The sequence below is a fragment of the Streptacidiphilus jiangxiensis genome (assembly GCF_900109465.1).
GTDB classification, from domain to species: domain Bacteria; phylum Actinomycetota; class Actinomycetes; order Streptomycetales; family Streptomycetaceae; genus Streptacidiphilus; species Streptacidiphilus jiangxiensis.
The window spans coordinates 112,989-135,949 of sequence record NZ_FOAZ01000018.1; the positions used below are offsets into that span (position 1 = coordinate 112,989).

Annotated in this window: 21 protein-coding genes; 11 read left to right on the top strand and 10 right to left on the bottom strand. The window is 70.6% G+C overall.

The features are described from left to right. Genes BMY61_RS29860 through BMY61_RS29880 form a run of 5 tightly spaced genes read right to left on the bottom strand, consistent with a single transcriptional unit; the run spans position 1 to position 5,576 of the window. Positions 1-1,509, bottom strand: coding sequence for a hypothetical protein (locus BMY61_RS29860; protein ID WP_042446117.1), 1,509 nt, complete (start codon positions 1,507-1,509; stop codon positions 1-3). Then, positions 1,506-2,744 carry an ATP-grasp domain-containing protein gene (locus BMY61_RS29865; RefSeq protein ID WP_042446120.1) on the bottom strand — a complete coding sequence of 413 codons (1,239 nt, stop codon included), beginning with the start codon at positions 2,742-2,744 and terminating at the stop codon, positions 1,506-1,508. The genes BMY61_RS29860 and BMY61_RS29865 overlap by 4 nt, the downstream gene beginning before the upstream one ends. After that, positions 2,744-3,232, bottom strand: a complete 489-nt coding sequence (locus BMY61_RS29870) for a cobalamin B12-binding domain-containing protein (RefSeq protein WP_042446123.1) — start codon at positions 3,230-3,232, stop codon at positions 2,744-2,746. Before BMY61_RS29870 ends, BMY61_RS29865 begins: the two co-directional genes overlap by 1 nt. Continuing rightward, on the bottom strand, positions 3,229-4,473 hold the full coding sequence (locus BMY61_RS29875; RefSeq protein WP_042446125.1) for an MFS transporter: 1,245 nt from the start codon (positions 4,471-4,473) through the stop codon (positions 3,229-3,231). The genes BMY61_RS29870 and BMY61_RS29875 overlap by 4 nt, the downstream gene beginning before the upstream one ends. Beyond that, positions 4,470-5,576, bottom strand: coding sequence for an LLM class flavin-dependent oxidoreductase (locus BMY61_RS29880; RefSeq protein ID WP_042446128.1), 1,107 nt, complete (start codon positions 5,574-5,576; stop codon positions 4,470-4,472). Before BMY61_RS29880 ends, BMY61_RS29875 begins: the two co-directional genes overlap by 4 nt. Before the next feature lie 432 nt (positions 5,577-6,008). Here BMY61_RS29880 and BMY61_RS29885 point away from each other — a divergent pair, with 432 nt between their 5' ends. Together BMY61_RS29885 and BMY61_RS29890 are read left to right on the top strand one after the other, a co-directional pair. Further along, complete coding sequence (locus tag BMY61_RS29885; RefSeq protein WP_042446131.1) at positions 6,009-7,004, top strand: asparagine synthetase A; 996 nt, start codon at positions 6,009-6,011, stop codon at positions 7,002-7,004. After that, positions 7,001-8,245 carry a glutamate synthase-related protein gene (locus BMY61_RS29890; RefSeq protein WP_042446134.1) on the top strand — a complete coding sequence of 415 codons (1,245 nt, stop codon included), beginning with the start codon at positions 7,001-7,003 and terminating at the stop codon, positions 8,243-8,245. The genes BMY61_RS29885 and BMY61_RS29890 overlap by 4 nt, the downstream gene beginning before the upstream one ends. Positions 8,246-8,304: 59 nt before the next feature. On the opposite strand, the gene BMY61_RS29895 is transcribed toward BMY61_RS29890, so the two are convergent. The 5 genes from BMY61_RS29895 to BMY61_RS29915 all read right to left on the bottom strand — a co-directional run bounded on the left by BMY61_RS29895 (position 8,305) and on the right by BMY61_RS29915 (position 14,956). Further along, a complete protein-coding gene (locus tag BMY61_RS29895; protein ID WP_042446137.1) occupies positions 8,305-9,210 on the bottom strand; it encodes a ketopantoate reductase family protein in 906 nt (301 codons plus the stop codon). A gap of 69 nt (positions 9,211-9,279) precedes the next feature. Continuing rightward, on the bottom strand, positions 9,280-10,494 hold the full coding sequence (locus tag BMY61_RS29900) for an ATP-grasp domain-containing protein (protein ID WP_052438595.1): 1,215 nt from the start codon (positions 10,492-10,494) through the stop codon (positions 9,280-9,282). 34 nt (positions 10,495-10,528) lie between these two features. Then, complete coding sequence (gene pabB, locus BMY61_RS29905) at positions 10,529-12,736, bottom strand: aminodeoxychorismate synthase component I (RefSeq protein ID WP_063773226.1); 2,208 nt, start codon at positions 12,734-12,736, stop codon at positions 10,529-10,531. A gap of 67 nt (positions 12,737-12,803) precedes the next feature. Then, positions 12,804-13,631: a dihydropteroate synthase gene (gene folP / locus BMY61_RS29910; RefSeq protein ID WP_042446140.1), complete on the bottom strand. Its 828-nt coding sequence runs from the start codon at positions 13,629-13,631 to the stop codon at positions 12,804-12,806. A gap of 119 nt (positions 13,632-13,750) precedes the next feature. After that, a complete protein-coding gene (locus BMY61_RS29915; protein WP_052438596.1) occupies positions 13,751-14,956 on the bottom strand; it encodes a cytochrome P450 in 1,206 nt (401 codons plus the stop codon). A 224-nt stretch (positions 14,957-15,180) separates the two neighbouring features. Between BMY61_RS29915 and BMY61_RS29920 the strand changes: the two genes are divergently transcribed. The 9 genes from BMY61_RS29920 (at position 15,181) to BMY61_RS29960 (ending at position 22,958) form a co-directional block, all read left to right on the top strand. Continuing rightward, positions 15,181-16,662 (top strand): AMP-binding protein, encoded by a 1,482-nt coding sequence (locus BMY61_RS29920; protein ID WP_042446148.1) that lies wholly within the window; start codon positions 15,181-15,183, stop codon positions 16,660-16,662. Then, entirely contained in the window at positions 16,659-16,916 is a 258-nt protein-coding gene (locus BMY61_RS29925; protein ID WP_042446151.1) for a phosphopantetheine-binding protein, read from the top strand. The genes BMY61_RS29920 and BMY61_RS29925 overlap by 4 nt, the downstream gene beginning before the upstream one ends. Positions 16,917-16,982: 66 nt before the next feature. Next, on the top strand, positions 16,983-17,360 hold the full coding sequence (locus BMY61_RS29930; protein ID WP_042446154.1) for an ectoine synthase: 378 nt from the start codon (positions 16,983-16,985) through the stop codon (positions 17,358-17,360). 11 nt (positions 17,361-17,371) lie between these two features. Then, positions 17,372-18,532 (top strand): acyl-CoA dehydrogenase family protein, encoded by a 1,161-nt coding sequence (locus BMY61_RS29935; protein ID WP_042446157.1) that lies wholly within the window; start codon positions 17,372-17,374, stop codon positions 18,530-18,532. Between the two features lie 28 nt (positions 18,533-18,560). Beyond that, the gene (locus tag BMY61_RS29940; protein WP_042446160.1) at positions 18,561-19,262 is read left to right on the top strand and encodes a transglutaminase-like domain-containing protein; all 702 of its coding nucleotides are present in this window, start codon (positions 18,561-18,563) and stop codon (positions 19,260-19,262) included. A 15-nt stretch (positions 19,263-19,277) separates the two neighbouring features. Next, complete coding sequence (locus BMY61_RS29945; RefSeq protein WP_042446163.1) at positions 19,278-20,645, top strand: TrpB-like pyridoxal phosphate-dependent enzyme; 1,368 nt, start codon at positions 19,278-19,280, stop codon at positions 20,643-20,645. Further along, entirely contained in the window at positions 20,642-21,889 is a 1,248-nt protein-coding gene (locus BMY61_RS29950) for an ATP-grasp domain-containing protein (RefSeq protein WP_042446166.1), read from the top strand. Before BMY61_RS29945 ends, BMY61_RS29950 begins: the two co-directional genes overlap by 4 nt. 28 nt (positions 21,890-21,917) lie before the next feature. After that, positions 21,918-22,430: a hypothetical protein gene (locus BMY61_RS29955; protein ID WP_042446169.1), complete on the top strand. Its 513-nt coding sequence runs from the start codon at positions 21,918-21,920 to the stop codon at positions 22,428-22,430. Between the two features lie 45 nt (positions 22,431-22,475). Next, a complete protein-coding gene (locus tag BMY61_RS29960) occupies positions 22,476-22,958 on the top strand; it encodes a cobalamin-dependent protein (RefSeq protein ID WP_201777555.1) in 483 nt (160 codons plus the stop codon). Positions 22,959-22,961 lie beyond the last annotated feature (3 nt).

Sequence of the window (22,961 nt, forward strand, 5' to 3'; positions counted from 1 at the left end):
TCAGCGGCCTGAGATCAGCTCTAGGGCCGGACCGCCGGTCCGCACGTCGACCGTGCGCACCTGGGCCTTGTGCGGGTCCCCCGCACGCACCCTGGCCATCATGGTCGCGTTCGAGCCGAAGTCGACCAGCGAGCTGCGGTACAGGGTCCGCAGCTGCGCGAGCGTCAGTCCCGACATGCTCTCGAGCCAGGAGCCGACACCGTCGCCGTCCTCCTCGCCGCGGAGCACGCGGTGCAGCGCCGCCACGTCGTCGCCGTGCTTCGGGTGGCATCGTTCGACGAAGCGTGCGAGCCGTTCCCCCTCGCCGGTGAAGGGCGAGAAGACCATCGCGACCAGGGACTCCTCACGGAGCCCGAAGACGTTCTCGGCGTAGTCGGCCGACACCGCCCGGCGCTCGACGATCTTGGCGGGCGAGTCATAGCGGCTCAGCGCGAGCTGGATCAGCCGGTCGGGCATCTCCTTCTTGCGCATCATCGTCTCGGCCAGCTCCAGGTACTCCCGCACGCCGGCCTCGTAGGTGCGGTCCTCGACGTACTGGGCGCGCAGCCCGCGCAGGTGCGCCATGAGCGTGGGGTTGGCGCAGTCCGACTCGGTGAAGCTGAAGGCCAGGTCGTCGAAGCGGAAGCCGAGGAAGTCGACGATCAGGTCCCAGTGGTCGTCGACGCGGTAGCTGACCAGGTCGTAGATCGAGATGAAGTCCGGCTGCCGGTCCCGGTCCCGGTCACCGGTGGAGACCTCGCGCTCGAGCAGGTAGGCCTCCTCGTCGTCACCGAAGAGCTCGCGGAAGTACTGGTCCCCGATGCCGCGCAGCGCCGTCAGCAGCCCGCGGAAGCCCATCCTGCGGCACTGCTCGACATCGATGCCGCTGTCCTTGGCCAGACGCAGGATCCAGGCGGAGTACAGCAACTGCTCCCGTCGGGAGTCGCCGGTCATGACCGTGTCGACACCGCCCTGCCACCAGGCCGCCCGGCCGTAGAAGTCCGCCACCGCGAGGTTGCAGCTGTTGCAGAACGTCGGTCGCCCGTCGCCGGCCGAACGGTGTCCGTTCATCAGCACGTCGACGCGGTTGATCTCGATCAGTCGCTCGGGAAGCGGCAGGTCGACCCGGAAGGGGCGGACCTGCGTGTGGTCGATGGTGAGCAGTTCCGCCCGGTCGTCGTCCAGCAGCTCGAGAGCCGCGTAGACACGGTGGATGTTCTCCATCACGGCGAGCGGGACACCCGCGTGGCGCATGTTCGCCACCCGCATCGTGAAGGTGGTGCCCCGGGTGAGCGCCAGGTGGAGCTGAACGGCGCGCACGAAGGCGACGACGTAGGTGCTGTCCTTGCCGCCTCCGTAGGCGACCATGACCTTGTACTCGGCCAGCCGGTCGACCCCGCCGGCGGCGTCGACCAGTTTCGCGCCGACCCCCTCCATGCCCTGCAGTTCGACCTCGGTGAGGAAGCCGGTCAACCGGTCGTGAAGGATCCGGTCGTCGTCCCGCGCCGTGCGGTCGGTCTGGAGGCTCATACCGCGGCCACCTCGAATTCGTAGTTCTCGATGATGTGGTGGATGTCCGACTCCACCGTCTTCTCGTCGTCGCCCAGGAGGATGAAGCGGCCGCTGTGCAGCGCGTCGTACGCGCCGCCGGGCTCCAGCACCTCGCCCACGCCGGGCAGCAGCTCACGCCAGACCGAGGGAACCCGGTCGCGCATCGAACGTGCCGTCACCACCCGCACCGCACCCGTGGACGGCTTGGGAAGGACCAGCCAGCCGCCCGACGGATCGCCCTGCTTGGCCGGCACCGACATCGACTCGCCGGACAGGTTGCGGAGCCAGACCTCGTAGAGGTTGACGCCGAAGACCCGGTTCAGCAGGTGCGGGACCTCGCTCCCGCCCACCCGGCCGCCGATCTCGAGGAAGACCAGGTCGCCGTCGGGCGTCACGAAGAGCTCGAGGTGGAACGGGGTGATCCGCATCCCCAGGGAACTGACGCACTGCTGGGTGAAGGCCTCGATCCGGTCCCGCAGGTCGGATCGCTGGACGACGACCGATCCGAGCGGAGCGCCCGCTCCGAAGGCCAGGCAGTCGTTCACGTACCGGGAGGCGACCTGGAAGACGACCCCGGAACCCTCGTCGGCGTAGCCGTCGACGTGGAAGATCTCCCCGGTGACGAACTCCTCGATCTCGTAACGGGCCAGATCCAGCGTCGGCAGGAGCTCCGCCAGCGCCGACGCGTCCTCGACCCGGTGGACGCCGATGCTCGCGGCGCCGTCGACGGGCTTCAGGATGACCGGGAACCCGCACGACTCGGCGAAGGCCAGGGCCTGCTCGGTGCTCACGCACGCGGCGAAGCGCGGCACGCGCATGCCCGCCTCCGCCAGCAGTTCCTTCATCCGCACCTTGTCGCGGTAGACCGCCACCTCGGCCGTGTCGGGGCCCGGCAGTCCCAGCTCCTCGCGGACGCGGGCGGCGATCTCCAGGGTGAACTCCGAGAGGGCGATCAGCTGGTCGACCGGTCCGACCTTCGCCGTCACCTCGAGCACGGCCGTGCGCAGCGACTCGACGTTGTTGACGTCCTCCACCTGCACGAGGTGGGCGATCCTGGACGGGTCCACCAGGACGCCCCGGGCGCCCGGGCCGTCCACCACGTAGCTGACCCGGTGGGCGTCGTGGTCGATGAACTCCTCGTAGCGGGTCAGCTCGTTGTCCCAGCGAACGCCGTCGTCGAAACGGGGCCAGCGGTTGACGATGACGATATGCATCAGTACACCTCGACGATCGATCTCGTCGGCGCGTCCCAGGGAGCGACGACTGCGGCATCTGCCTGCCACGCGGAAAAACCCTCGGACTTCCCGAAGCGCAGGAAGTCCTGGAAGCGGGCGATGGCGTCATCGCCCGTAAAGACCTCGGTGTAGCCGAGCAGGAGCAACTCGGCACGCACGGCGCCGTTGTTCGACTCCGCCGTCGTCAGCTTCCCGCCGACGACGCAGGGGACCTCCAGCCCCTGCTCGCGCAGCGCCTGGAGCAGGACACGCGCACCGTGCAGGCCGTGGCCGTTGACGCTCGACACGACGAGCAGATCCGGCGGCTCCTCGCCGACGGCACGGAGCACCTCGGCGACGGGCGTGCAGGCACCGAGGTTGCGGACCTGTCCCCCGTTCTCCTCCAGCACCTTCTGGAGGTAGACGAGGTTCCACATGTGCGAGTCGGATTCGACGGTGACCAACAGGGACCGGAACGGCTGCCTCATGCGGGGACTCCCGCCGGCTCCGGTTCGCGGGCCGTGAGCGCCTGCCGGAAGCTGCGCATGGTCAGCGGCAGGAAGACGGCGCCGAACAGACACAGGGCCACGGTCAGCACGGTGACCAGGCTCTGCGGCCCGATCGTGGAGGCCGCCCCGCCGACGACGAGGCCCGCGATCGGCATGGACAACAGGTTGAGCAGGTAGAACGGCCCCATGATCTTGCCGAGGTGCTCCTGCGGGATCACCTTGAGCCGCTGCGTGCGGTTGTAGATGTTGTAGAGCGCGTCCCCGATGAGCGCGGCGACGAAGCCGCAGGCGTAGACCGGGTACGAGGGAGCGACTCCGGCGAGCAACAGCGCGCAGCACAGCAGGACGAACCCGGTCGCACCGATCATCCCGACCCCGAACCGCCGCAGGAGCTTGGGGATCAGCAGCAGGTTGAGCAGGCCGATGATGCCCACCACGGTGTTGAGCAGGCCGTACGCGGAGTCCGGAGCGTGGAAGACACCGGTGACCAGTGCCGCGTTGGCGCTGAGCAGAGTGGCGAAGACGAGGTTGATGCTGAAGTTGAGGATGCCGAGCAGGAGCACCGGGCGGTTGCCCACCAGCAGACGCCAGCCCATCGCGAGATCCGCCAGGTTCTGCCGGGCACTGCTCTCGCTGACCTCACGCGGGCCCCGCGGGAGCGGGAGCCAGGCCGCGGCTCCGAGCCCGAAGGCGCCGGCAGCGACCGCAAGCAGCCACAACTTGCCCAGCACGGCCGCCGCCAGCATGGCCAGGGCGGGCCCCAGCGCCATGGCCAGCAGCTCCATGTTCTGGACCAGTGCCTGGGTGGGGGCGACCTGGTCGCCCTTGGCCAGCTGCGGGACCATCTTCTCCACCGACATCCTGGTCGGCGCGACGAAGATCGACAGAACGGCCCCGCCGGTCATCAGGGCGCCGGTCGTCCAGGACGACTCCGTGGCACACACCAGCAGGACGATGAGAAGCACGGCCCCGCGGATCCCCATGACCCGGGAGAACAGCCGGGCGCCGCCGTCACGGTCGGCGACGAGACCGGCGAAGGGGTAGGCGATCAGGCTCGGCAGCCATTCGAGTGCGAAGGCAAAGCCGAGACTTGACACCTCTTTGGTGTTCTGGAAGATCAACAGTGGCACCGCGAAGAGCACCACCTGCTCCGAAATCAGTCCCAGCAGCACCCCGGACCCGAAAAGGGTCCGGTGGAGTCGGCTCGCGGCCTCGGTCATCCCAGCCGTCCGGCGCGCTCGTGCTCCCGGATGAGCGGCAGCACGTTCGTGTAGAAGATGCGCATCTCGTCCCGCGTGGGCCAACCCGAGAAAATGAACTCGCTGACCCCGGCCGCCTTGTAGCGGTGGAGGTACTCGGCTACTTCCTGGTAACTTCCCACCACGCAGAGGGCCGGACCACCACGGTAGGCCACCGCGCCCGAATACAGCACTGGCGAGAGCCAGTCGCCGTTCGCCTGGTCGGCCAGCCGGAAGGAGTTCTTCACTGCCTCGGAGTCCGATGCGGCAACGAAGTTGGTGACCCACTCCTTGTGGTCCTCGTCGGGGTCGCGCATCATCTCGGCCAGATCGGCCAGGGCCTCGGCCCGGGTCTCCCTCGCCAGGACGTGCATGCGGATGCCGACCCGCCCCCCGCGCTGCAGGACGGACTCGGCGACCGGGGCGATGCCCTCCGGGGTGTCGCCGTAGCGCAGCCAGCAGTCCCCGTGGTCGACCGCGGTCTGCTGGGCGACTCCTGACGCACCGCTGATGTAGATGAACGGACGGCCACCGCCCTTGTAGCCCAGACCGAGCTGCGCGTCCTCGATCGTGTAGTGCTCCCCCTTGAAGGAGACCGGGGTCTCGCCGCGCCAGAACCTGTGCAGAATGTCCAGGAACTCGTTCGACCGGGCATATCGTGCGTCGTGCGCGAGGAAATCACCGTAGTAGGCCTGCTCGGCCGGGGAGATGCCGGCGACCAGATTGAGCGCGATACGCCCGTCTGACATCCAGGAAACGGTGTTGACGACCTGCGCGAAAAGCGTCGGCGAAAGCAGACCGGGGCGGTAGGCAAGAATGAACTTGACATTCTTCGTCTCGCGGACGAGGGCGCCGATCATCGGCAGCGGATCAGGCATGTGATAGCTGATTCCCATAAGCAGGGAATCGACTCCGAGCCGGTCCGCCTCCTGCGCGAAGTCGACTATTCCGTCGAAGTCGAGCTCGCCCGTCCGATACTTCTCGGTGGCCTTCTGCTGTCCACTGTCGAGCGGCGAGCACCAATGGACCTTGAGCTCTTCCGAAACGGCCGCGCCCTGACGTGACGATCCCTCAAGAATGGCCATGCTTACACCTTTCATGCACCGGAGGGGTTGTCCCGGCGCACACAGAAGCGGGCTCCCCCGAGGCGGGGAAGCCTGTCCGGTAGATATCGGTTCGGATTTCGGGAGTGAAACCCCTGGGTGGGGGGACACCACCCGACAAGAGGGGGGTGCTGCTTCGACTAATTCGTCACGGCTGCCGGGCCCGTCGGCCCGATCTTGACACGTCGCAGTCAGGCCGTCAAGCATATGGTTCAGTCCACTCGCGGCTTTATGTACACCCCCGACCAGCCACGATGCCGAGGCGATGCTTTAGGCGACTCCGCCCCGTCCTGTGACGTTAACCACAGGTCCGGACGCGCCCGGAGGCGCCTCGTCCTGCGTATCATCCATCCTCGGCCGGGCTTTTCGTACGTAATGCATTCGCACTTCATGAGCACTTGAAACGGAATTGAATTGTCCGCTGACACCGCAGGGGCTGCACTCCCGACCCCGCGCGCGCATCTGACCTCGGACCGAACCCGCGCTGCGCTCACGCTGCAGGGCCGATTCCTGGCAGGAGCCCGCGACTTCCTGGTCTCGGAGGGCTTCACGGAACTGCTGCCGCCGACCATCGGCCCGGTCACCGACCCGGGGGCCCGCGGAGCCAAGCAGGTCGACATCGACTACTACGGCCACCGCTACAAGTTGATGACCAGTGGCATCCTGTACAAGCAGGCCTCGCTGCTCAGCTTCGACAAGATCTTCCACGTCGCGCCGAACGTCCGGCTCGAACCGCTCGAGACCGCGGTGACCCACCGCCACCTGGTCGAGTTCCACCAGCTCGACGTCGAGATCGCCGGCGCTTCCCGGGAAGACGCGATGGACGTGGCGGAGCGGCTGACCAAGCACTGCGTCGAGCACGTCCTGTCCACCGCGCAGGAGCAACTGGAGATCCTCGCGCGGGAGACGGAGCAGCTCAAGCAGGTGTGCGCCGCTCCCTACGGGCGCAAGCGGCACTCCGAGGCCGTCGCCGAGCTGCGGGCCACCGGGTACGACCAGGCGGAGAACACGGAGATCGAGTGGGAGGGCGAGGAGATCATCTCCGCGGCCGCCCCGCACCCGTTCTTCATCACCGACTACCCCAAGGGCTCCCGCGGGTTCTACGACAAGGAGAACACCGAGGACCCCGGCGTCCTGCGCAACTTCGACCTCATCTTCCCCGGCGGCTTCGGCGAGATGATGAGCGGCAGCGAGCGGGAGGCCGACTACCGCAACCTGATGATGCGCATTCGCGAGACCGGGGAGAACCCCGCCAAGTACGAGTGGTACCTGACGCTGGCCCGCGAGGGCATTCCCTCCAGCGCCGGATTCGGGCTGGGCGTCGAGCGGTTCACCCGCTTCCTGGGCGGCCTCGACGCCGTGTGGCAGGCCTCGGGCTACCCCAAGCTGCCCGGGGAGCCCCGGCCGTGACGGACCTTCAGGCGCCCGGGTTCGCCGAGGAGCACGTCCGTGCCCGCGCGCGGCACGGTGCCGGCTCGGCCTTCCCGGACCGGGAGGGTTACGGCTCGACTCTCTTCGGGGGAGCGGCGGCCACCCTCCCTCCGCCGACCGACCCGATCGACCGGGCGCGTCTCGTCCCTCCGGTCTTCGTGCCGCTGCGCCTCGAGCGACTCTTCGACCTCGGTCGCGAGCCGCTCTCCGGCGACGTCGACCTGACCACCGACGTCGGCGGTCTGCGCTCCACGCTCCCGGTCTACATCTCGGCCTTCGGGTCCACCGCGGCCGCCAGTGACCTGGGTCTCGGCGTCGCACAGCAGGCCGGTCGGCTGGGTATCCCCATGGTGATCGGCGAGAACATCGTGCCGGTGTCCGGCTACGGCCGGATGGAGCAGGAGAAGCAGAGCTCCCTGCTCGGCCGGATCACGCAGTACATCGACGCGGCCCCGCCGGACCTCGGCGGCGTGGTCGTCCAGCAGAGCACCGAGGACGCCAACGCCGAGGTGTGGAACCTGGTCTACAGCGATCCGGCGGCCCAGCCGCTGCTGACCACGGGCCGACTGGCCTTCGAGCTGAAGGTCGGTCAGGGAGCCAAGCCGGGCGTCGGCGGCATGACGCTGGTCCCCCGTGCACGGGCGGCCGAGCTGTCGACGCAGTACGACATCATGGACCTCTACGGCCCCGCGAGCGAGTCGGTGCTGCGCTGCAGCAGCCCGGGCACCTTCTCCGAGGAGATCCTGCGTCAGCAGATCCGCCTGATGCGGAACAACTATCCGCGCTGCCGGGTGTGGGTCAAGCTGCCGCCGGGGCGCGACGTGCACCACGCCGCAGCGGTCGCGTGGGCCGCCGGGGCGGACTCCGTCACCGTCGACGGCGCCGAGGGCGGCACGGGTTGGGCTCCCAGCGCCTTTCTGGACCAGGTGGGCCTTCCGCTCGCGGAGTGCCTCGACCGGGTCACTCCCGAGGAGAACTGTCTGCTCGTCAGCGGGCGTGTCTGGGAGGGCGCTCGCGCCGTCAAGTGCCTCGCGTTGGGCGCCAGGGCGGTGGGTCTCGGCCGGGCCGCCCTCATCGCGACCGACGAGGATCCGAAGCTGGGCCTGGAGAACTTCCTGGAGTGCCTGGCCCTGGAGATGCGTCTGCTGATCAGCGCACTGGGGAAGTACCGCGTCTCGGACCTGTCCGCCGAGGACGTCTGGATGCCGTCGGCGCGTTAGCCCGCCGACACGACGGAAGGCCTCCGCGGGATGTCCCGCGGAGGCCTTCCGTCGTCGTGTCAGCCGGCGACGGCTGACAGTTCGTCCATCAGACGGTCGGTCAGCGGCACTGGTACCCCGTGCCGCTGCGCGGCCCGCAGCAGCGCACCACCGATCGCGTCGAGTTCGAGCGGGCGGCCTGCCTCGGCGTCCCGCTGCATCGAGGACTTCGCCTCCGGGGGGAAGGCGTCGTACAGCGCCAACGAAGCCGCCGGGTCGCCCGGCCCGCCGCAGGCGCGGCTCAGCGCGGCCGTCTCCTCGACCAGGGCGAGCAGCTCGGCCCGGCGTTCGGTCCGCACCTCACCGATCGTCAGTCCGTAGCGCGTCGTGAGCAGGGCGAACGGAGCGAGGAAGGACAGCTTCCCCCACAGCACCGCGTTCTCGTCGTCCTTGACCGTGGCGCGGACGCCGGAGTCGACCAGCACCCGGGCCAACGCGTCGAGGCGCTCCCGGTCGGCCGTGGCACTCGCCAGGTCGATGTCGACGAAGGAGCTGCCCTGGGTGATCCTCCCCGGCGCGACACGGGTCGACTCGACCCGGACGACCGCGGGGACCACCTGGTCGGGCCGGTACCGGTCACGCAGCGCGGCCACGTGGTCGATCCCGTTGAGCAGCGGCACGACCAGGCCGTCCCCCAGCACCGCCGGCGGAACGCGCTCCAACGCCTGGGCGAGGCTCGTCTGCTTGACGGTCACCAGGCACACGTCCGCCGGTTCGCGAAGCTCGGTGTCGGCCTCGACCCGCACCTGGAACGTGCCGAACTGCTTGCTCTCCACGCTGACGCCGTCACGACGCAGGACCTCCACGGTCTCCGCCCCGGCCAGGAAGACGACCCGGTGCCCCGCACGGGCCGCCAGGGCGCCCACCAGTCCCCCGACACCACCGGGTCCGAGAACAGCCACCGTTCGGCTGTGCCCTGATCGCATCAGCAGTTCCCTTCGTTCAGGCAGCCCTCGCCCACTCCTCGGTCGGGCGGACGCGCTGCGCGGACGACCCTACAAGTCGTCGGAGCCGGTTCGGTCGACGGGGACGAGGTTCGCCATGATCCAGTCCTCGACCTCCTGCACGCGCGCCTCCACCTCGGCGAAGTCGCGGCCGCTGACGATGGCGAAGCAGAGGTAGGCGCTGCTGCTCGACGGGTGGGCGCCGAGGGCGAGGCCCTCGTTGACCGTGTACTCGTGCACCCAGGGGAAGGGCGGCCGGCCGGGGGCGCGGACGGCACGGCCCTGAGGGGTGATCGAGACGGAGCCGTGGAGCAGGGCCGGCGGGGTGGCCGGCGGCGGGTCGACGGGGAGGCCGCAGGAGAGGCGGAACCACGCCGTGTGGAGGTCCAGGCCGTAGGTGGCACGGGTCAGCGCGGGCAGACGGGAGCCGGCGATGCGGGAGGCGATCTCGCACAGGACCAGGCCGTCGTCCGGGGTGTGGAACACCTCCAGGTGGTAGGCACCGACCGGCGGGACCTCGAAGGCCGAAAGGACCTGGTCCAGGAACTCCGCGAGCCGGATGGCGAAGGGGTCCTCCGGGTGGAGCAGCAGGTGGCCGTTGTGCCGGCCCTCCAGCACCCCGAGGCAGTCCCGCAGGTAGCGGGAGGCGGAGACGAAGCGGTAGCCCTCGGAGATGACCGCGTCCACGGCGAAGATCTGCCCGGGGACGAAGTCCTCGACCATGAGGTCCTCGCGCCACGGACGGTGGGCGAAGGCCACGAGGTCGGCCTCGTCGCGCAGCACCGAGACGTCGCGCGAGCCGGCGAGCTTGACCGGCTTCACGACCACCGGATAGGCGTGCTCCTCGATGAAGGCGAGCAGGTCGGCGAAGCGCTCCAGCGGGGCGAACGCAGGCACCGGGACGGCCTGTCGGGCCGTCTGCTTCATCACGAGCTTGTCCCGGAAGGCCAGTGCGCTGGCGCCGGACTGCCCGGGGAGGCCGAGGTCGTCCCGCAGGTGGGCCGCCCGCTCCAGGTCGTACTCGTTGTCGGTGAGGATCCGGCTGATCGGCGTGTGCCGGGCCAGCTGGCGGATGCGCAGCTCCGCGTAGGGGATCTCCTCGCTGTTCTCGATGACCTCGTAGGTGGCGAAGCCGGACGTGTCGCCGGCCACCGCGTTCTGGCTGAACACGTGGAGACGGCCCGCCAGTTCGGGCAGCATCGCCGCGTAGTCGCGCGTCGCGGTGTAGTTGATGACGGCGACGCTCTCCAAGGTGGGCTCCCCCACGGTCTCTCCTCGCAAAGGTTCGGGATGGTGCCGGTCAGCGGGCGCCCGCGCCGATGGTCACGGGCTCGTGTCGCACGGGGGCGTGGGTGGTGCGGCCGAGGCTGACGGCGAGGGTGTCGGTCATGGCCTTCGCCTTGACGACGGTCTCCTCGAACTCCTCGGCGGGGTCGGACAGGGCGACGACTGCTCCGCCGACGCCGAAGCCGACCTCGCCGGGGGTGGCCACGATGGTGCGGTTGACCACGTTGAGGTCGCAGGCGCCGCTCAGTGAGAACCAGCCCAGGGTGCCCGAGTAGACGCCGCGCGGGCCCTGCTCCAGACGGTCGATGATCTCCAGCGTGCGGAGCTTGGGCGCACCGGTCATCGAGCCGCAGGGGAAGGCCGCGCGCACGCAGTCGACCGCGGTCAGGTCCGGACGCAACCGGCCGCGGACGGTGGTCACCAGGTGGTGCACCTGGGCGAAGCTCTCCACCGCGAACAACTCGGGCACATGGACCGAGCCGGTCTCGCAGACGGTGTTGAGGTCGTTGCGGACCAGGTCGACGATCATCAGGTTCTCGGCGCGGTCCTTCTCGCTGTGCTCCAGCGAGCGACGGTGGCGCTCGTCCTCGGCCGGCGTCCGCCCGCGCGGGCGGGTCCCCTTGATCGGCTTCGACTCGACGTTCCCCTGCGCGTCGACGGTCAGGAAGCGCTCGGGCGAGGCGCTCAGCACGGCGACCCCGGGGAAGTCCAGCAGCGCCCCGTACGGCACGGGGCTGATCCGGCGCAGGTCGGTGAAGACCCGCAGCGGGTCCACGTCGGCCCGCACGACCGCGGCGTTGGACAGACAGATCTCGTAGGACTCGCCGTTGTTCAGCTCCTGCAGGCAGGACTCGACGAGCTCCAGGTACTCGCGCCGCGAGAAGCGCAGCTCCGGCTGCGGTGCCGCAGCGGGGGCGAGCAGGAGGTCGTCCTCCTCCCCGCCGGAGCCGGTCAGGCCGGTGAGGCCGGTCAGCACAGGCAGGACGGGCAGGACGGGCAGCACAGGCAGGTCGAGCAGCGCGGCGCCGGAGGCGTCCAGCCAGGCCTGTGTCTCCGGGTCGGCCTCGCCGCGACCGAGGCCCAGCAGGTAGCAGCATCCCTCGCTGTGGTCGATCACCAGGGCCCGGTCGGCGAAGACCATCGCGGCGTCGGGAGAGACGGCTCGACGGTCCGTCATGGATCCGGTCTCGGCCCGCAGTTCGTATCCGAGGTAGCCGACGTAGCCGAGGTTGAAGCGGAACGGGAGGCTGTCGTCGGCAGGCGTGGCCCGCGCCCGCAGCTGGGCGTCGAGGTAGTCGAGGAAGGAGGTGACGACGCGCTCCACCGGGCGCCCCCGACGGTGGATCTCCAGGGTCCGGTCCGCGACCCGGTAGCTCAGGAACTCGCCGAGCGGTCCGGAGCCCGCGCCCATCACGGAGAACCTGGCCCCCTGGGCCGGCCCGCTGCTGCTGTCCAGCCAGAAGCCGGACGGTTCGGCGGAGAAGAGATGACGATAGGCCGTCAGGGCGTCCGGCTCGACCGGCAGTCGCCGCACGGAGACCTGGTACGCCGGCTCGGGCCGGACGACGGGCGCGGGCTCCGCCTCGGGAGTGGGCTCCGCCGCGGGCACGGGCTGGGCCGCGGCGCGGGCGGGCTCGGCCGAGACCCACCAGGCGCGGGTGAGGTCACGGAAGTTGGCGAGGAGCTCCCGACCGCCGTCACTGCAGATCGACTCCGGGTGGAACTGCACTCCCCAAATCGGGAGTTCGCGGTGCCGCAGGGCCATCAGCACCCCGTCCTCGGACCAGGCGACACCCTCGAGCGCGTCCGGCAGCGCACCGACGGCCAGCGAGTGGTAGCGCACCACCGAGAGCGGGGACGGCAGGCCCGCGAAGAGGTCCCGGCCCTGGTGGGTGACCGCGGAGACGCGGCCGTGCCGGGGCTCCGGCGCGTGCCGGACCTCGCCGCCGAAGACGTGGCAGATGCCCTGGTGCCCCAGGCAGACGCCGAGGACCGGCAGCCGCCACTCCCGCAGCACCCGCGTGCTGACGCCGAAGTCCTTCTCCCGGTCGGGGCGCCCCGGCCCGGGCGAGATCACGACGTTGTCGTAGGCGGCCGGGTCGAGCGAGGCGAAGTCGACGTCGTTGCGGACCACCGTGGGTTCCTGGCCGTTCACCTCGGCCAGGAGTTGGTGCAGGTTGTAGGTGAAGGAGTCGTAGTTGTCGATCAGAAGAGTGCGCATGGCCATATCGTTCCCGGGTCGTTCCGCTCGTCGGACACAGGTCGTCAACGCAGGTCCTCGACGCCCGTCAACGGCCGAGGAGCGCTCCTGCGTGCTCCTCGACCGCACCGAAGACGGTCAGCGCGTCGTGGAGCGCGCCGACGTCGTGCGTGCGGATGTAGTCCGCGCCCTGGAGTGCGGCGTGGATCTCGGCGGCGAGCGTGGCCGAGCCGCTGGCCTCGATGGAGCGGCCGGTGACCGTGCGCAGGAACGACTTGCGGGAGGCCGAGATCATGACCGGCACGCCGAAGCTCGACTTCAGGCTCCGGACGCCGCCCAGCACGGCGAAGGAGGTCTCCGGATTGCTGCCGAGGAAGTAGCCCAGCCCCGGGTCGATGACGACGCGGTCCCGGGAGATCCCCGCCGCCTCCAGCGCCGCCAGCCGCTCGGTGAAGAACTCCTCGATCCCCGCCCACACCTCGTCCGGCCGGGTGGCGACCTTGGTGGCCGGGCCCGAACGCTGCACCGAGTGCATGACGACCAGGCGGCACGGCGAGTCGGCCAGCGCCTGGTACTCCTGCGGGTACGGGAAGCCCTGGATGTCGTTGAGGTAGGCGACCCCCCGGGCGGCCGCGTACCGCTGGGTCTCCGGCAGGAAGGTGTCGACCGAGAGCGGGACGCCCTCGGCGGCCAGCGCGCCCATGACCTCGTCCAGCCGCCGGCACTCCTCCTCCGCCTGTACCCGGGCGGAGTCCGGGTTGCTGGCCGCCGGGCCCAGTTCGACGACGTCGGCGCCCTGCTCGCGCAGATGTCGGGCGTGCCGCAGGGCGCTCTCGGCGTCCAGGTAGCGGCCACCGTCCGAGAAGGAGTCCTCGGTGATGTTGACGATGCCGACGATCAGCGGACGGTGGGCCATGCGACTCTCCAACGGAACAGGGCGGGCGACGATCCGACCGAAAGATTAGCGGCCTTTTGGCGGTGGCGCGACAAAATCTCTCTCCGGGCTCGAATCAGAGCGCAAGAATTGCTGCCGGATCAGAGGATGACCGGAACGGTCTCGGGCCGCAGGGTGATGTGGCCACCCCGCCACGCGACCTCCTCCGGCGCGACCGCCAGCGCGAGCTGCGGGACGCGGCGGGCCAGCGTCCCAAGCGCGACCTGGACCTCCATCCGGGCGACGCCGGCCGCCGGGCAGTGGTGCGGGCCGTAACCGAAGACCAGGTGCCGGTTGCCGGTGCGGGTGATGTCGAAGCGCTCGGGCTCGGCGAAGTGACGCTCGTCGCGCGCGGCGGCGTGCATCAGCGGGATCACGCCCTCGCCCTTGCGGATCGCCGTGCCGGCGAGGTCGAAGTCCTCCAGGGCCACCCGGATCAGGCCGGCGTCGGAGGGCGGCGCATAGCGGAACACCTCCTCGGTGGCCGAGTCCGTCAGCTCCTGCGGACGCGCGGTCAGCAGCTCCCACTGGTCGCGGTGGCGCAGCAGCTGGAAGATGCCGCGGCCGAGGGTGTTGACGGTGGTGTCGTGGCCCGCGAGCAGCAGCTCCGCGCCGAGCCAGGTCAGTTCCGCCTCGGACAGGCGGTCGTCCTCGTCGCGGGCCTGCACCAGGATGCTCAGCAGGTCGTCCTGCGGCTCCGCGCGGCGGGCGGCGACGAGGCCGCGCACGTAGCCGCCGAAGGCCTCGCGGGCCTCCAGGCGCCGCTCGTTGGAACCGACGCTCATCAGCGTCTCGGTCCACTCCTTGATCTGCTCCCGGTCCTCCACCGGGGCGCCGACGATCTCACAGACCACCCAGATCGGCAGCAGGGCGCAGAACTCGGCGTAGACGTCCACCGGCTGGGGCAGCTGGAGCAGTCGGTCGACGAGCTCGTCGGCGATCTCCTGGACCCGCGGGCGCAGCACCTCGGCACGCCGCGGCGAGAACGCCTGGGCGATCATCCGGCGCAGTCGCGCGTGGTCCGCGCCCTCGAGGTTGAACAGGCTGTAGGGGTTGTCGCCGAAGTCCGGGCCCTTGACCATGCGGACCGCACCCGGCTCCCGCAGCGCCGCGCGCGAGAGCCGCTGCTCCGACAGCGCCGAGCTCACCTCGTCGTAGCCGGTGACCACCCAGGCCTCGTCGCCGCTGGGCAGGGTCACCCTGCTCACGGGGCACTTGGCCCGCAGCTCCGAGAGCTCGACCGGCGGCTCACCCAGCGGGCCGACAGCAAACGGGAAGGTCTCGGGGAACTCGGCCTCGCTGCTCACCACATGACTCCATTTCAGTTCATTTCCGCGCAGAACCGCGACACCGGTCCAGTCTGCTGACGCGTCGGCCTGCCGTCTTCGGGACCGGGACGAGCTCGCGCGCCGCGAAAGCCAGACCCAGGTCGGGGTTGGGATCTGGTCAACGGTCGGAAGCGGACCTGCCACCGGCTCCCGCAATCTGCTCAAGGAAGCGCAGCAGCACCCGACATGACAGGAACACCGATTTGTCGAGAGCACTGGCGGCCCCGATCCTCGCCGACGCCCGGCGCCGTCCCGGAGCCCCCGCCCTGATCTGGTACGGCGCCACCGACTGTGGGCAGCAGACGATCGGCTACGGCGAGTTGGCCGAGCTCGCGGACCGGGTCGGTCGTGACGTCGAGGCCCGGTACGGCCAGGAGCCGGGCCCGTTGGCCCTGGTCGCCGTCAAGTCCACCCTCTCGATCGCCACCGTCCTGGCCTGCCTGGCGAACGGCCGGCCCCTGCTGCTCCTCTCCCCCGAGCTGGGCGAGGACACCCGGGCCGCCCTGGTCCTCCGGGCGGGGGCACGGGCCGTGCTGACGCCGACCGGGACCGAGCTGACCCACGGCCCGCTGCTGCCCCGGGACGAGACCGCCGGGACACCGCCCGCCGACACCGCACTGATCCTGACCACCTCGGGCTCCACCGGCCTGCCCAAGCTCGTGCCGCTCCCGGCATCGGCGCTGGAGGCCTTCACCGCCTGGGCCGGCGAGGCGTTCACCCTCGACCGCGACACCCGGGTGCTCAACTACGCGCCGCTCAACTTCGACCTGTGCCTGCTGGACATCTGGGCCACGCTGCGCCACGGCGGCTGCGTGGTGCCGGTCCCCGCCGACCGGGCCGTGGACGGCGCGTTCCTGGACACGCTCCTGCGGGAGACCAGGCCCCACGTGGTGCAGGCGGTCCCGCTCTTCTTCCGACTGCTGCTGGACGCCGCCGAAGCGCCGCTGACGGGCGTCCGGGACGTGCTGCTGACCGGCGACCACGTCCCACGCAACGTCCGGGCCCGGCTGCCGGAGCTCTTCCCGCAGGCGCGGCTGCACAACGTCTACGGCTGCACCGAGACCAACGACTCCATGGTCCACACCTTCGGACCGGACGAGGCCGCCGAGGCCGACGTGCTGCCCCTGGGCCGACCGCTGCCGGGCGTCTCCGTGCGGCTGCTGGGCCCGGACGGGGAGACTGCGGTCGAGGGGGTCGGGGCCGAGGGGGTCGAGGCCGTCGGCGAACTGGTCGTCTCGACGCCGTTCCAGACCCACGGCTACCTGGCGGACGACCGGTCCGCGGAGCGCTTCGAGCGCCGGGGCGACCACGTCTGGTACCGCACCGGGGACCTCGTCCGGCGCGACGCCGACGGGCTGGTCCGGCTGGTGGGCCGCACCGACTTCCAGGTCAAGGTGCGCGGGGTGCGCGTCAACCTGGAGGAGGTCGAACGCGTACTGGGCGGCCACGCGGACGTGGCCGAGGCCGCCGTCGTCGCACTGCCGGACGACGAGGCCGGCAAGGTCCTGCACGCGTTCGTACGCCCCGCCGCGGCCGGCCTGACCGGGCTGGGTCTGCGCACCCACTGTGCCGCCCGACTGAACCGACTGGCCATTCCCGCCAGGTTCCACCTGGTGGACGAGCCCCTGCCGGTCGGCCCGACCGGCAAGACCGACCGCCGCCGCCTTGAGGAGAGGCTCACATGACGCTGCAGCGCGAGATCACCCAGCACATCGTCTCCGAGTACCTGCCGGACACGCCCGCCGAGGAACTGGCGGCGGACTACGACCTGATCGCCACCGGGGTGGTGACCAGCCTTCAGCTGCTCCGCCTGATCGGCTGGCTGGGGGACCGCTACGACATCCCGTTCGGCGACCTCGACATCGCGCCCGACGACTTCCGTTCCGTGGCCGCGATCGCGGAGCTGGTCTCCCGGCACCGTCCCGTCGCGGCCAACTGAACCGCACACCCACCTGATCGTCCACCCGATCGCCCACCCGCGATCCGAACACCTGGGGGCCACCACATGTTCGCCCGTGAGAGAGACAAGACCGAGCCGGTCCACTGGGGCAACGGTCTGAGCTACCGACTGCTCGTCGAGACCGACCAGATGGGCTTCACCGTCTGCCACACCGTGGTCGAGGCGGGCACCAAGTCCCGTCTGGAGTACCGGCGCCACCTCGAGGCGTGCTACTGCATCAAGGGCTCCGGCCGGGTCGAGGCCGCCGACGGCAGCGCCGTCATCGACGTGGTGCCGGGCGTGCTGTACGCCCTGGACGAGCACGACGCCCACTTCCTGATCGCCTCGCCCGACGAGGACCTGGAGCTGATCAGCGTGTTCAACCCGCCGCTGCGCGGCGACGAGCGCCACTCGCTGGACTCCGACGGTTTCTCCCAGTACTGAGGCGGCAGACGGTGATTCACTGGACCCCGGAGCAGCAGGAGCTGCGTGCGGCGATCGGCGCGGTCGCCGCCGAGCTCGGCAAGGACCACCTCGAACGCGACGCGGCCGGCATCTTCGACGAGGAGGGCTGGCGCAGGCTCCGGGACATGGGGCTGTTCTCCCTGCCGTTCGACCCCGCCCACGGTGGCCTCGGCAAGGATCTGCTGACCACGCTGTACGTGCTCGAGGAGCTCGGGTACCGCTGTCCTGACGCCGGGTTGGGCTTCTCGGTCTCCACCCACATGGTGAGCACCGGCGTGGCCCTGCAGCGCTTCGGCTCGAAGGCACTCAAGGAGCACTACCTGCCGCAGGTCTGCGCGGGCACGGTGATCGGCGCCCACGCCATCACCGAGCCCGCCGGCGGCTCGGACGCGATGTCCATGCGGACCACCGCGGTGGCCGACGGCGACGCGTTCGTACTGAACGGCAGCAAGTCGTTCGTCAGCAACGGGCCCATCGCCGACGTGATCGTCGTCTACGCCCGCACCGGCGCGCCCGGCGAGGTCGGCGGAATCACCACCTTCCTGGTGCGCAGCGACACCCCCGGGCTCTCGGTCGGGCGCCCGGTGGCCAAGATGGGGCTGCGCACCTCGCCGCTGGCGGAGCTGTTCCTCGACGACGTCCGCATCCCGCGGGACCACGTCGTCGGCGGGGTCGGCGCCGGGTTCCTGGTGCTGGACCACGTGATGAAGTGGGAGATCCTCTGCGGCTTCGCCATCACCGCGGGCGAGATGCGGCGGCGGCTGGAGAGCTGCGTGGAGTACGTCCGGACCCGGACCGCGTTCGGCGCGACCATCGGGGCCAACCAGTCGATCGCCAACCGCATCGTCGAGATGCGGATCGACACCGAGAACGCCCACAAGTGGCTCTTCGACACCGCCGAGAAGCTGCAGGCCAAGGCCGACGTCGCCGCCGACATCGCGATGACCAAGCTCGTCGTGAGCGAGGGCAACGTGCGCTCGGCCCTCTCCGCGGTGCAGATCTTCGGCGGTTACGGCTACACGGCCGAGTACGGCGTCGAGAAGCAGTTGCGCGACGCCGTCGGCGGCACGATCTACTCCGGCACCTCGGAGATCCAGCGTCAGCGTCTGGCCTCGCTCATGGGCCTGGACCGTCCCGTCAAGCGCGCCTAGGACCAGCGCACAGAAGATGAGGAGAAGCATGTCAGCCGAGCTCGACGCCCTGCGGGCACCGACCGGGTTCCTCGACCACGAATCCCCCGCCGTACGGGCCTTCGTCGACAAGGCCCTGGCCAAGGCGGGCCTGACCGACGCGCCCGCCGGCCCCGAGGGGGACATCGCGAAGGCGGTGGCGCTCTACTACGCCGTCCGCGACGGCATCCCCTACGAGGTGTACGGCGCGGACCTGTCCCACCGGGGGCTGAGCGCGAGCGGGGTGCTGGAGCACGGCCTGGGCTTCTGCGTCCACAAGTCGATCCTCTACGCCGCCGCGGTCCGGGCGGTGGGCGTCCCGAGCCGGCTGTACTACGGGGACGTCCGCAACCACCTGGCCTCGCCCCGGCTGCGGGAGCTGGTGGGCGGCGACGTCTTCCGCTTCCACAGCCTGGCCGTGGTCCACCTCGACGGCCGCTGGGTCAAGGCCACCCCGGTCTTCAACAAGATGCTCTGCAAGCTCTACGGCATCACCCCGCTCGACTTCGACGGCCGTTCGGACAGCCTGTACCACCCGTTCGACTCGGACGGCCGCCGGCACATGGAGTTCCTGCATGTGCACGGCGAGTTCGACGACGTCCCGTACGACCTCGTGGTCGACGGGATCAAGACCGCCCATCCGCGCCTCTTCGCCAGTGCGCACACCACCACGTCCGGATCGCTGGTCGCCGAGGCGACCTCGGCCGTCTGACAGGGAAGGACCCCCATGGAGAGGATCCGGTTCTCGCTCAGCGAGAGCGAAGCCCCGACCACCTGGTACAACATCGCGGCCGATCTGCCGGGCCCGGCGCTCGCGCCGGCGCTCAACCCCGAGACGATGCAGCCGCTGACCCGCGCCGAGATGGCGCACACCATGCCCGAGCAGCTGATCGAGCAGGAGCTCAGCACCGAGCGGGAGATCGAGATCCCGGAGGAGGTCCGTCGCATCTACGCGATGTGGCGGCCCTCCCCGCTGTTCCGCGCCCGCCGCCTGGAGCGCGAGCTCGGTACCCCGGCCCGGATCTACTACAAGTACGAGGGCGGCGCGCCGACCGGCAGCCACAAGCCCAACACGGCCATCCCGCAGGCCTACTACAACAAGCTCGCGGGCAAGACCGGTCTGGTCACCGAGACCGGCGCCGGCCAGTGGGGCAGTGCCACCGCCCTCGCGGCCTCCTTCTTCGAGATGACCGCCAAGGTCTACATGGTCAAGGTCAGCTTCGAGCAGAAGCCGTACCGCCGTGCGCTGATGGAGACCTACGGCGCGACGTGCGTGCCGAGCCCGAGCAACGAGACCGAGGTCGGCCGCACCATCCTCAAGAACGACCCGGACTGCCCCGGCAGCCTCGGCATCGCCACCTCGGAGGCGCTGGAGGCGTTCGCGCAGGACCCGTCGCTCGGTTACGTGCTGGGCAGCGCCGCCAACCACGTGCTGCTGCACCAGACGATCATCGGCCAGGAGGCCCTGCGCCAGATGGAGCTGGCCGAGGACTACCCGGACCTGGTGATCGGGTGCTCCGGCGGCGGCAGCAACCTGGCCGGCCTGACCTTCCCGTTCCTGGGGGAGCAGCTGCGCGGCGGCCGCCCGGTGCGCGTGATCGCCGTCGAGCCGGCCGCGTGCCCCACCCTGACCCGCGGCACCGTCGCGTACGACTACGCCGACACGGGCCGGCTCGGTCCGCTGTTCCGGATGCACACCCTCGGCCACGAGTTCGTGCCGCCGGCCGTGCACGCGGGCGGCCTGCGCGCCCACGGCATCGGTCCGCTGATCAGCCGCTGCGTGGAGGACGGCCTGATCGAGGCCACCGCCGTCGCGCAGACCGCCTGCTTCGAGGCGGGCGTCCAGTTCGCCCGCAGCGAGGGCATCGTGCCGGCCCCCGAGTCCACCCACGCCATTCGCGTCGCCATCGACGAGGCGCTGCGCTGCCGCGAGGAGGGCACCTCCAAGGCGATCCTCTTCGGTCTGTCCGGGCACGGGCACTTCGACCTGGCCGCGTACGACAAGTACTTCGCCGGGACGCTGGCCGACGACAACCCGGACGACGAGCTGCTGGCGCGCGCCGCCTCCGGCATCCCGCAGGTCGACCAGGCATGACCCCGCCGCTGATCGTCGCGATCGTCGACGCGGACGGCATCGGCGCGCACCTGCCCGCCGCGCTGGCCCGTCACGGGGCCCGCAGCATCCACGTCAGGTCCGACGCGCCGAACGTCCACTTCTCCCGCCGCCCGGCCGACCTCGACATCGAGGTGGTCCACCGCGGGGACCTGGTGGAGACCGCCACCGCCCTGCGCGGGCACGGGGTGGGCTTCGTGGTGGCCGGCACGGAGTCCGGGGTGCTGCTCGCCGACGCCCTGTCGGCGCAGCTCCGCACCCCGGGCAACGGGATGACCCGGCCCGGGGCCCGGCGGGACAAGCACGAGATGGTCCAGGCGGTCGCCGCGGTCGGACTGGCCACCGCCTCGTCGGTGGTCACCGACTCGCTCGACGAGCTGCTCACCTGGGCAGAGCAGCTGGGGACCTGGCCGGTGGTGCTCAAGCCGCCGGCCAGCGCGGCCAGCGACCACGTGCTGTTCTGCCGGTCCGAGGCGGAGCTGCGCTCCGCCTTCGCCGCGGTGCTGGGGGCGGACGATCGCTACGGTCGGCGCAACGGGGCGGTGATCGGCCAGGAGTTCCTGGCCGGCGAGGAGTACTTCGTCAACACCGTGAGCCGGGGCGGCTCCCACCACGTCGTGGAGGTGTGGCGCTACCAGAAGCGGCTGGTCGACGGCGGCCGGCCGATGTACGACTACGAGGAGCCGGTGGCCCCGGACGACCCGGCCGTGGCCGTGGTGTCCGCGTACGCCCTCGCCGTGCTCGACGCCCTGGAGATCCGCAACGGGGCGGCGCACACGGAGGTCATGCTGACGCCGGACGGACCGGTGCTGGTCGAGTCCGCGGCCCGACCCGGCGGCTCGCACGAGCCGGCGGTCGTCTCCGGCTGCCTCGGCACCGACCAGATCGACTGCCTCGCACGGGCGATCGTCCGGCCCGAGGAGCTGCATGCCGGCCGGCTGCCGCGCTACCGGCCGCAGGCCGCGCTGCGCTACGTGACGCTGCTCAGCCCCACCGACGGCCAGATGCCGTCGGAGGAGGGGCTGGCCCCGGTGCGGGAGCTGGAGTCGTGCCTCGAGGTGGTCCTCGCCGCCGCGCCCGGCTCCCCGGTCAAGCGCACCGTCGACCTGGGCACCTCCCCCGGCTACGTCTACCTGACCGCGGCCACGCACGGCGAGGTCGAGGAGGACTACCACCGGCTCCGGCAGCTGGAGGAGTCCGGCCTCTACCGCACCCCGACCCACTGAACCAACCGACGTACCCAAGGAGTTCACCATGACCACGCAGACCGTCGCCAACCTCGACGAGCTGGCCGAGTACCCGGCCGACTGGCAGCACACCGAGAAGCGGATCCACCCGGGCGAGAACCTGAGCCTGCCGGACGCCTACCTGAAGTGGTACGACATCCGCACCGCCGACCAGGACGCCACCCCCGAGGTCAGCGACGAGGCCCGGGAGTTCCTGCGGACCGAGGCGGCCGAGGGCCGGGTGGAGTTCCGCAAGGAGTTCGGTCACGTGCTGCTGCACCGCTGCGACGAGAAGTACTTCATGATCGTCTGCGTGTGGCGCAACAAGAACGAGATGTGCCAGACGATCTACTACAAGGACGACGCGGGCTTCCTGCCCTACGTCGGCGCCCCGGGCACCCTGCGCGCCACCCAGGAGGTCGTCGAGCTGGACGCCACCTCCCACGAGCGCCGCGCCTGGTCGCGCTACCTCCTCTCGGACCGCAGCGCCGCCGCCAAGCAGGCCTACATCGACGACGCCTGCACGGGTCAGCTCATCTAGGCCCGGTCCGCCCTCGCCTCCCGACAGCCCGAGAAAGGAGCGGCCGTGATACGACATGTAGTGGAGCCCGACCCGCAGGAGACCGACACCGACGCGCGCGTGGTGATCCTGGGGGTTGCGGCCAGCGACGCCCACGCGGTGGCCAACCACCTCATCGCGCACGGCCTGCGCGAGCTCGGCTTCCACGTGGTGAACCTCGGCACCTGCACGTCGGTCGCCGAGTTCGCCGCCGCCTGCTCCGAGTATCCGCAGGCCGAGGCGGTCCTCGTGGGGAGCCTCAACGGGCACATCCACGAGGACCTGCGGGACCTCCCCGCGGCGCGGGCCGCGGGCGAGATCACCTGCCCGGTGATCGTCGGCGGCAACCTCTCCGTGGGCAGCCACAAGGACACCTCGGCGCACGAGCGGCTCTACGCGCTCGGGGTCGACCGGATCCTCGGCGACGCCGACGAACTGCCGCGTGTGCTCGATGAGTTGATCGCCGCCAGGCGCGACGCGGATGCGGACGCGCGCCGCGGTGTCTCGTGACGG

Coding starts and splice junctions, on each gene's coding strand:
- BMY61_RS29860 (WP_042446117.1), bottom strand. CDS start 1,509: ATGAGCCTCCAGACCGACCGCACGGCGCGGGACGACGACCGGATCCTT.
- BMY61_RS29865 (WP_042446120.1), bottom strand. CDS start 2,744: ATGCATATCGTCATCGTCAACCGCTGGCCCCGTTTCGACGACGGCGTT.
- BMY61_RS29870 (WP_042446123.1), bottom strand. CDS start 3,232: ATGAGGCAGCCGTTCCGGTCCCTGTTGGTCACCGTCGAATCCGACTCG.
- BMY61_RS29875 (WP_042446125.1), bottom strand. CDS start 4,473: ATGACCGAGGCCGCGAGCCGACTCCACCGGACCCTTTTCGGGTCCGGG.
- BMY61_RS29880 (WP_042446128.1), bottom strand. CDS start 5,576: ATGGCCATTCTTGAGGGATCGTCACGTCAGGGCGCGGCCGTTTCGGAA.
- BMY61_RS29895 (WP_042446137.1), bottom strand. CDS start 9,210: ATGCGATCAGGGCACAGCCGAACGGTGGCTGTTCTCGGACCCGGTGGT.
- pabB (WP_063773226.1), bottom strand. CDS start 12,736: ATGCGCACTCTTCTGATCGACAACTACGACTCCTTCACCTACAACCTG.
- folP (WP_042446140.1), bottom strand. CDS start 13,631: ATGGCCCACCGTCCGCTGATCGTCGGCATCGTCAACATCACCGAGGAC.
- BMY61_RS29925 (WP_042446151.1), top strand. CDS start 16,659: ATGACGCTGCAGCGCGAGATCACCCAGCACATCGTCTCCGAGTACCTG.
- BMY61_RS29930 (WP_042446154.1), top strand. CDS start 16,983: ATGTTCGCCCGTGAGAGAGACAAGACCGAGCCGGTCCACTGGGGCAAC.
- BMY61_RS29940 (WP_042446160.1), top strand. CDS start 18,561: ATGTCAGCCGAGCTCGACGCCCTGCGGGCACCGACCGGGTTCCTCGAC.
- BMY61_RS29945 (WP_042446163.1), top strand. CDS start 19,278: ATGGAGAGGATCCGGTTCTCGCTCAGCGAGAGCGAAGCCCCGACCACC.
- BMY61_RS29950 (WP_042446166.1), top strand. CDS start 20,642: ATGACCCCGCCGCTGATCGTCGCGATCGTCGACGCGGACGGCATCGGC.
- BMY61_RS29955 (WP_042446169.1), top strand. CDS start 21,918: ATGACCACGCAGACCGTCGCCAACCTCGACGAGCTGGCCGAGTACCCG.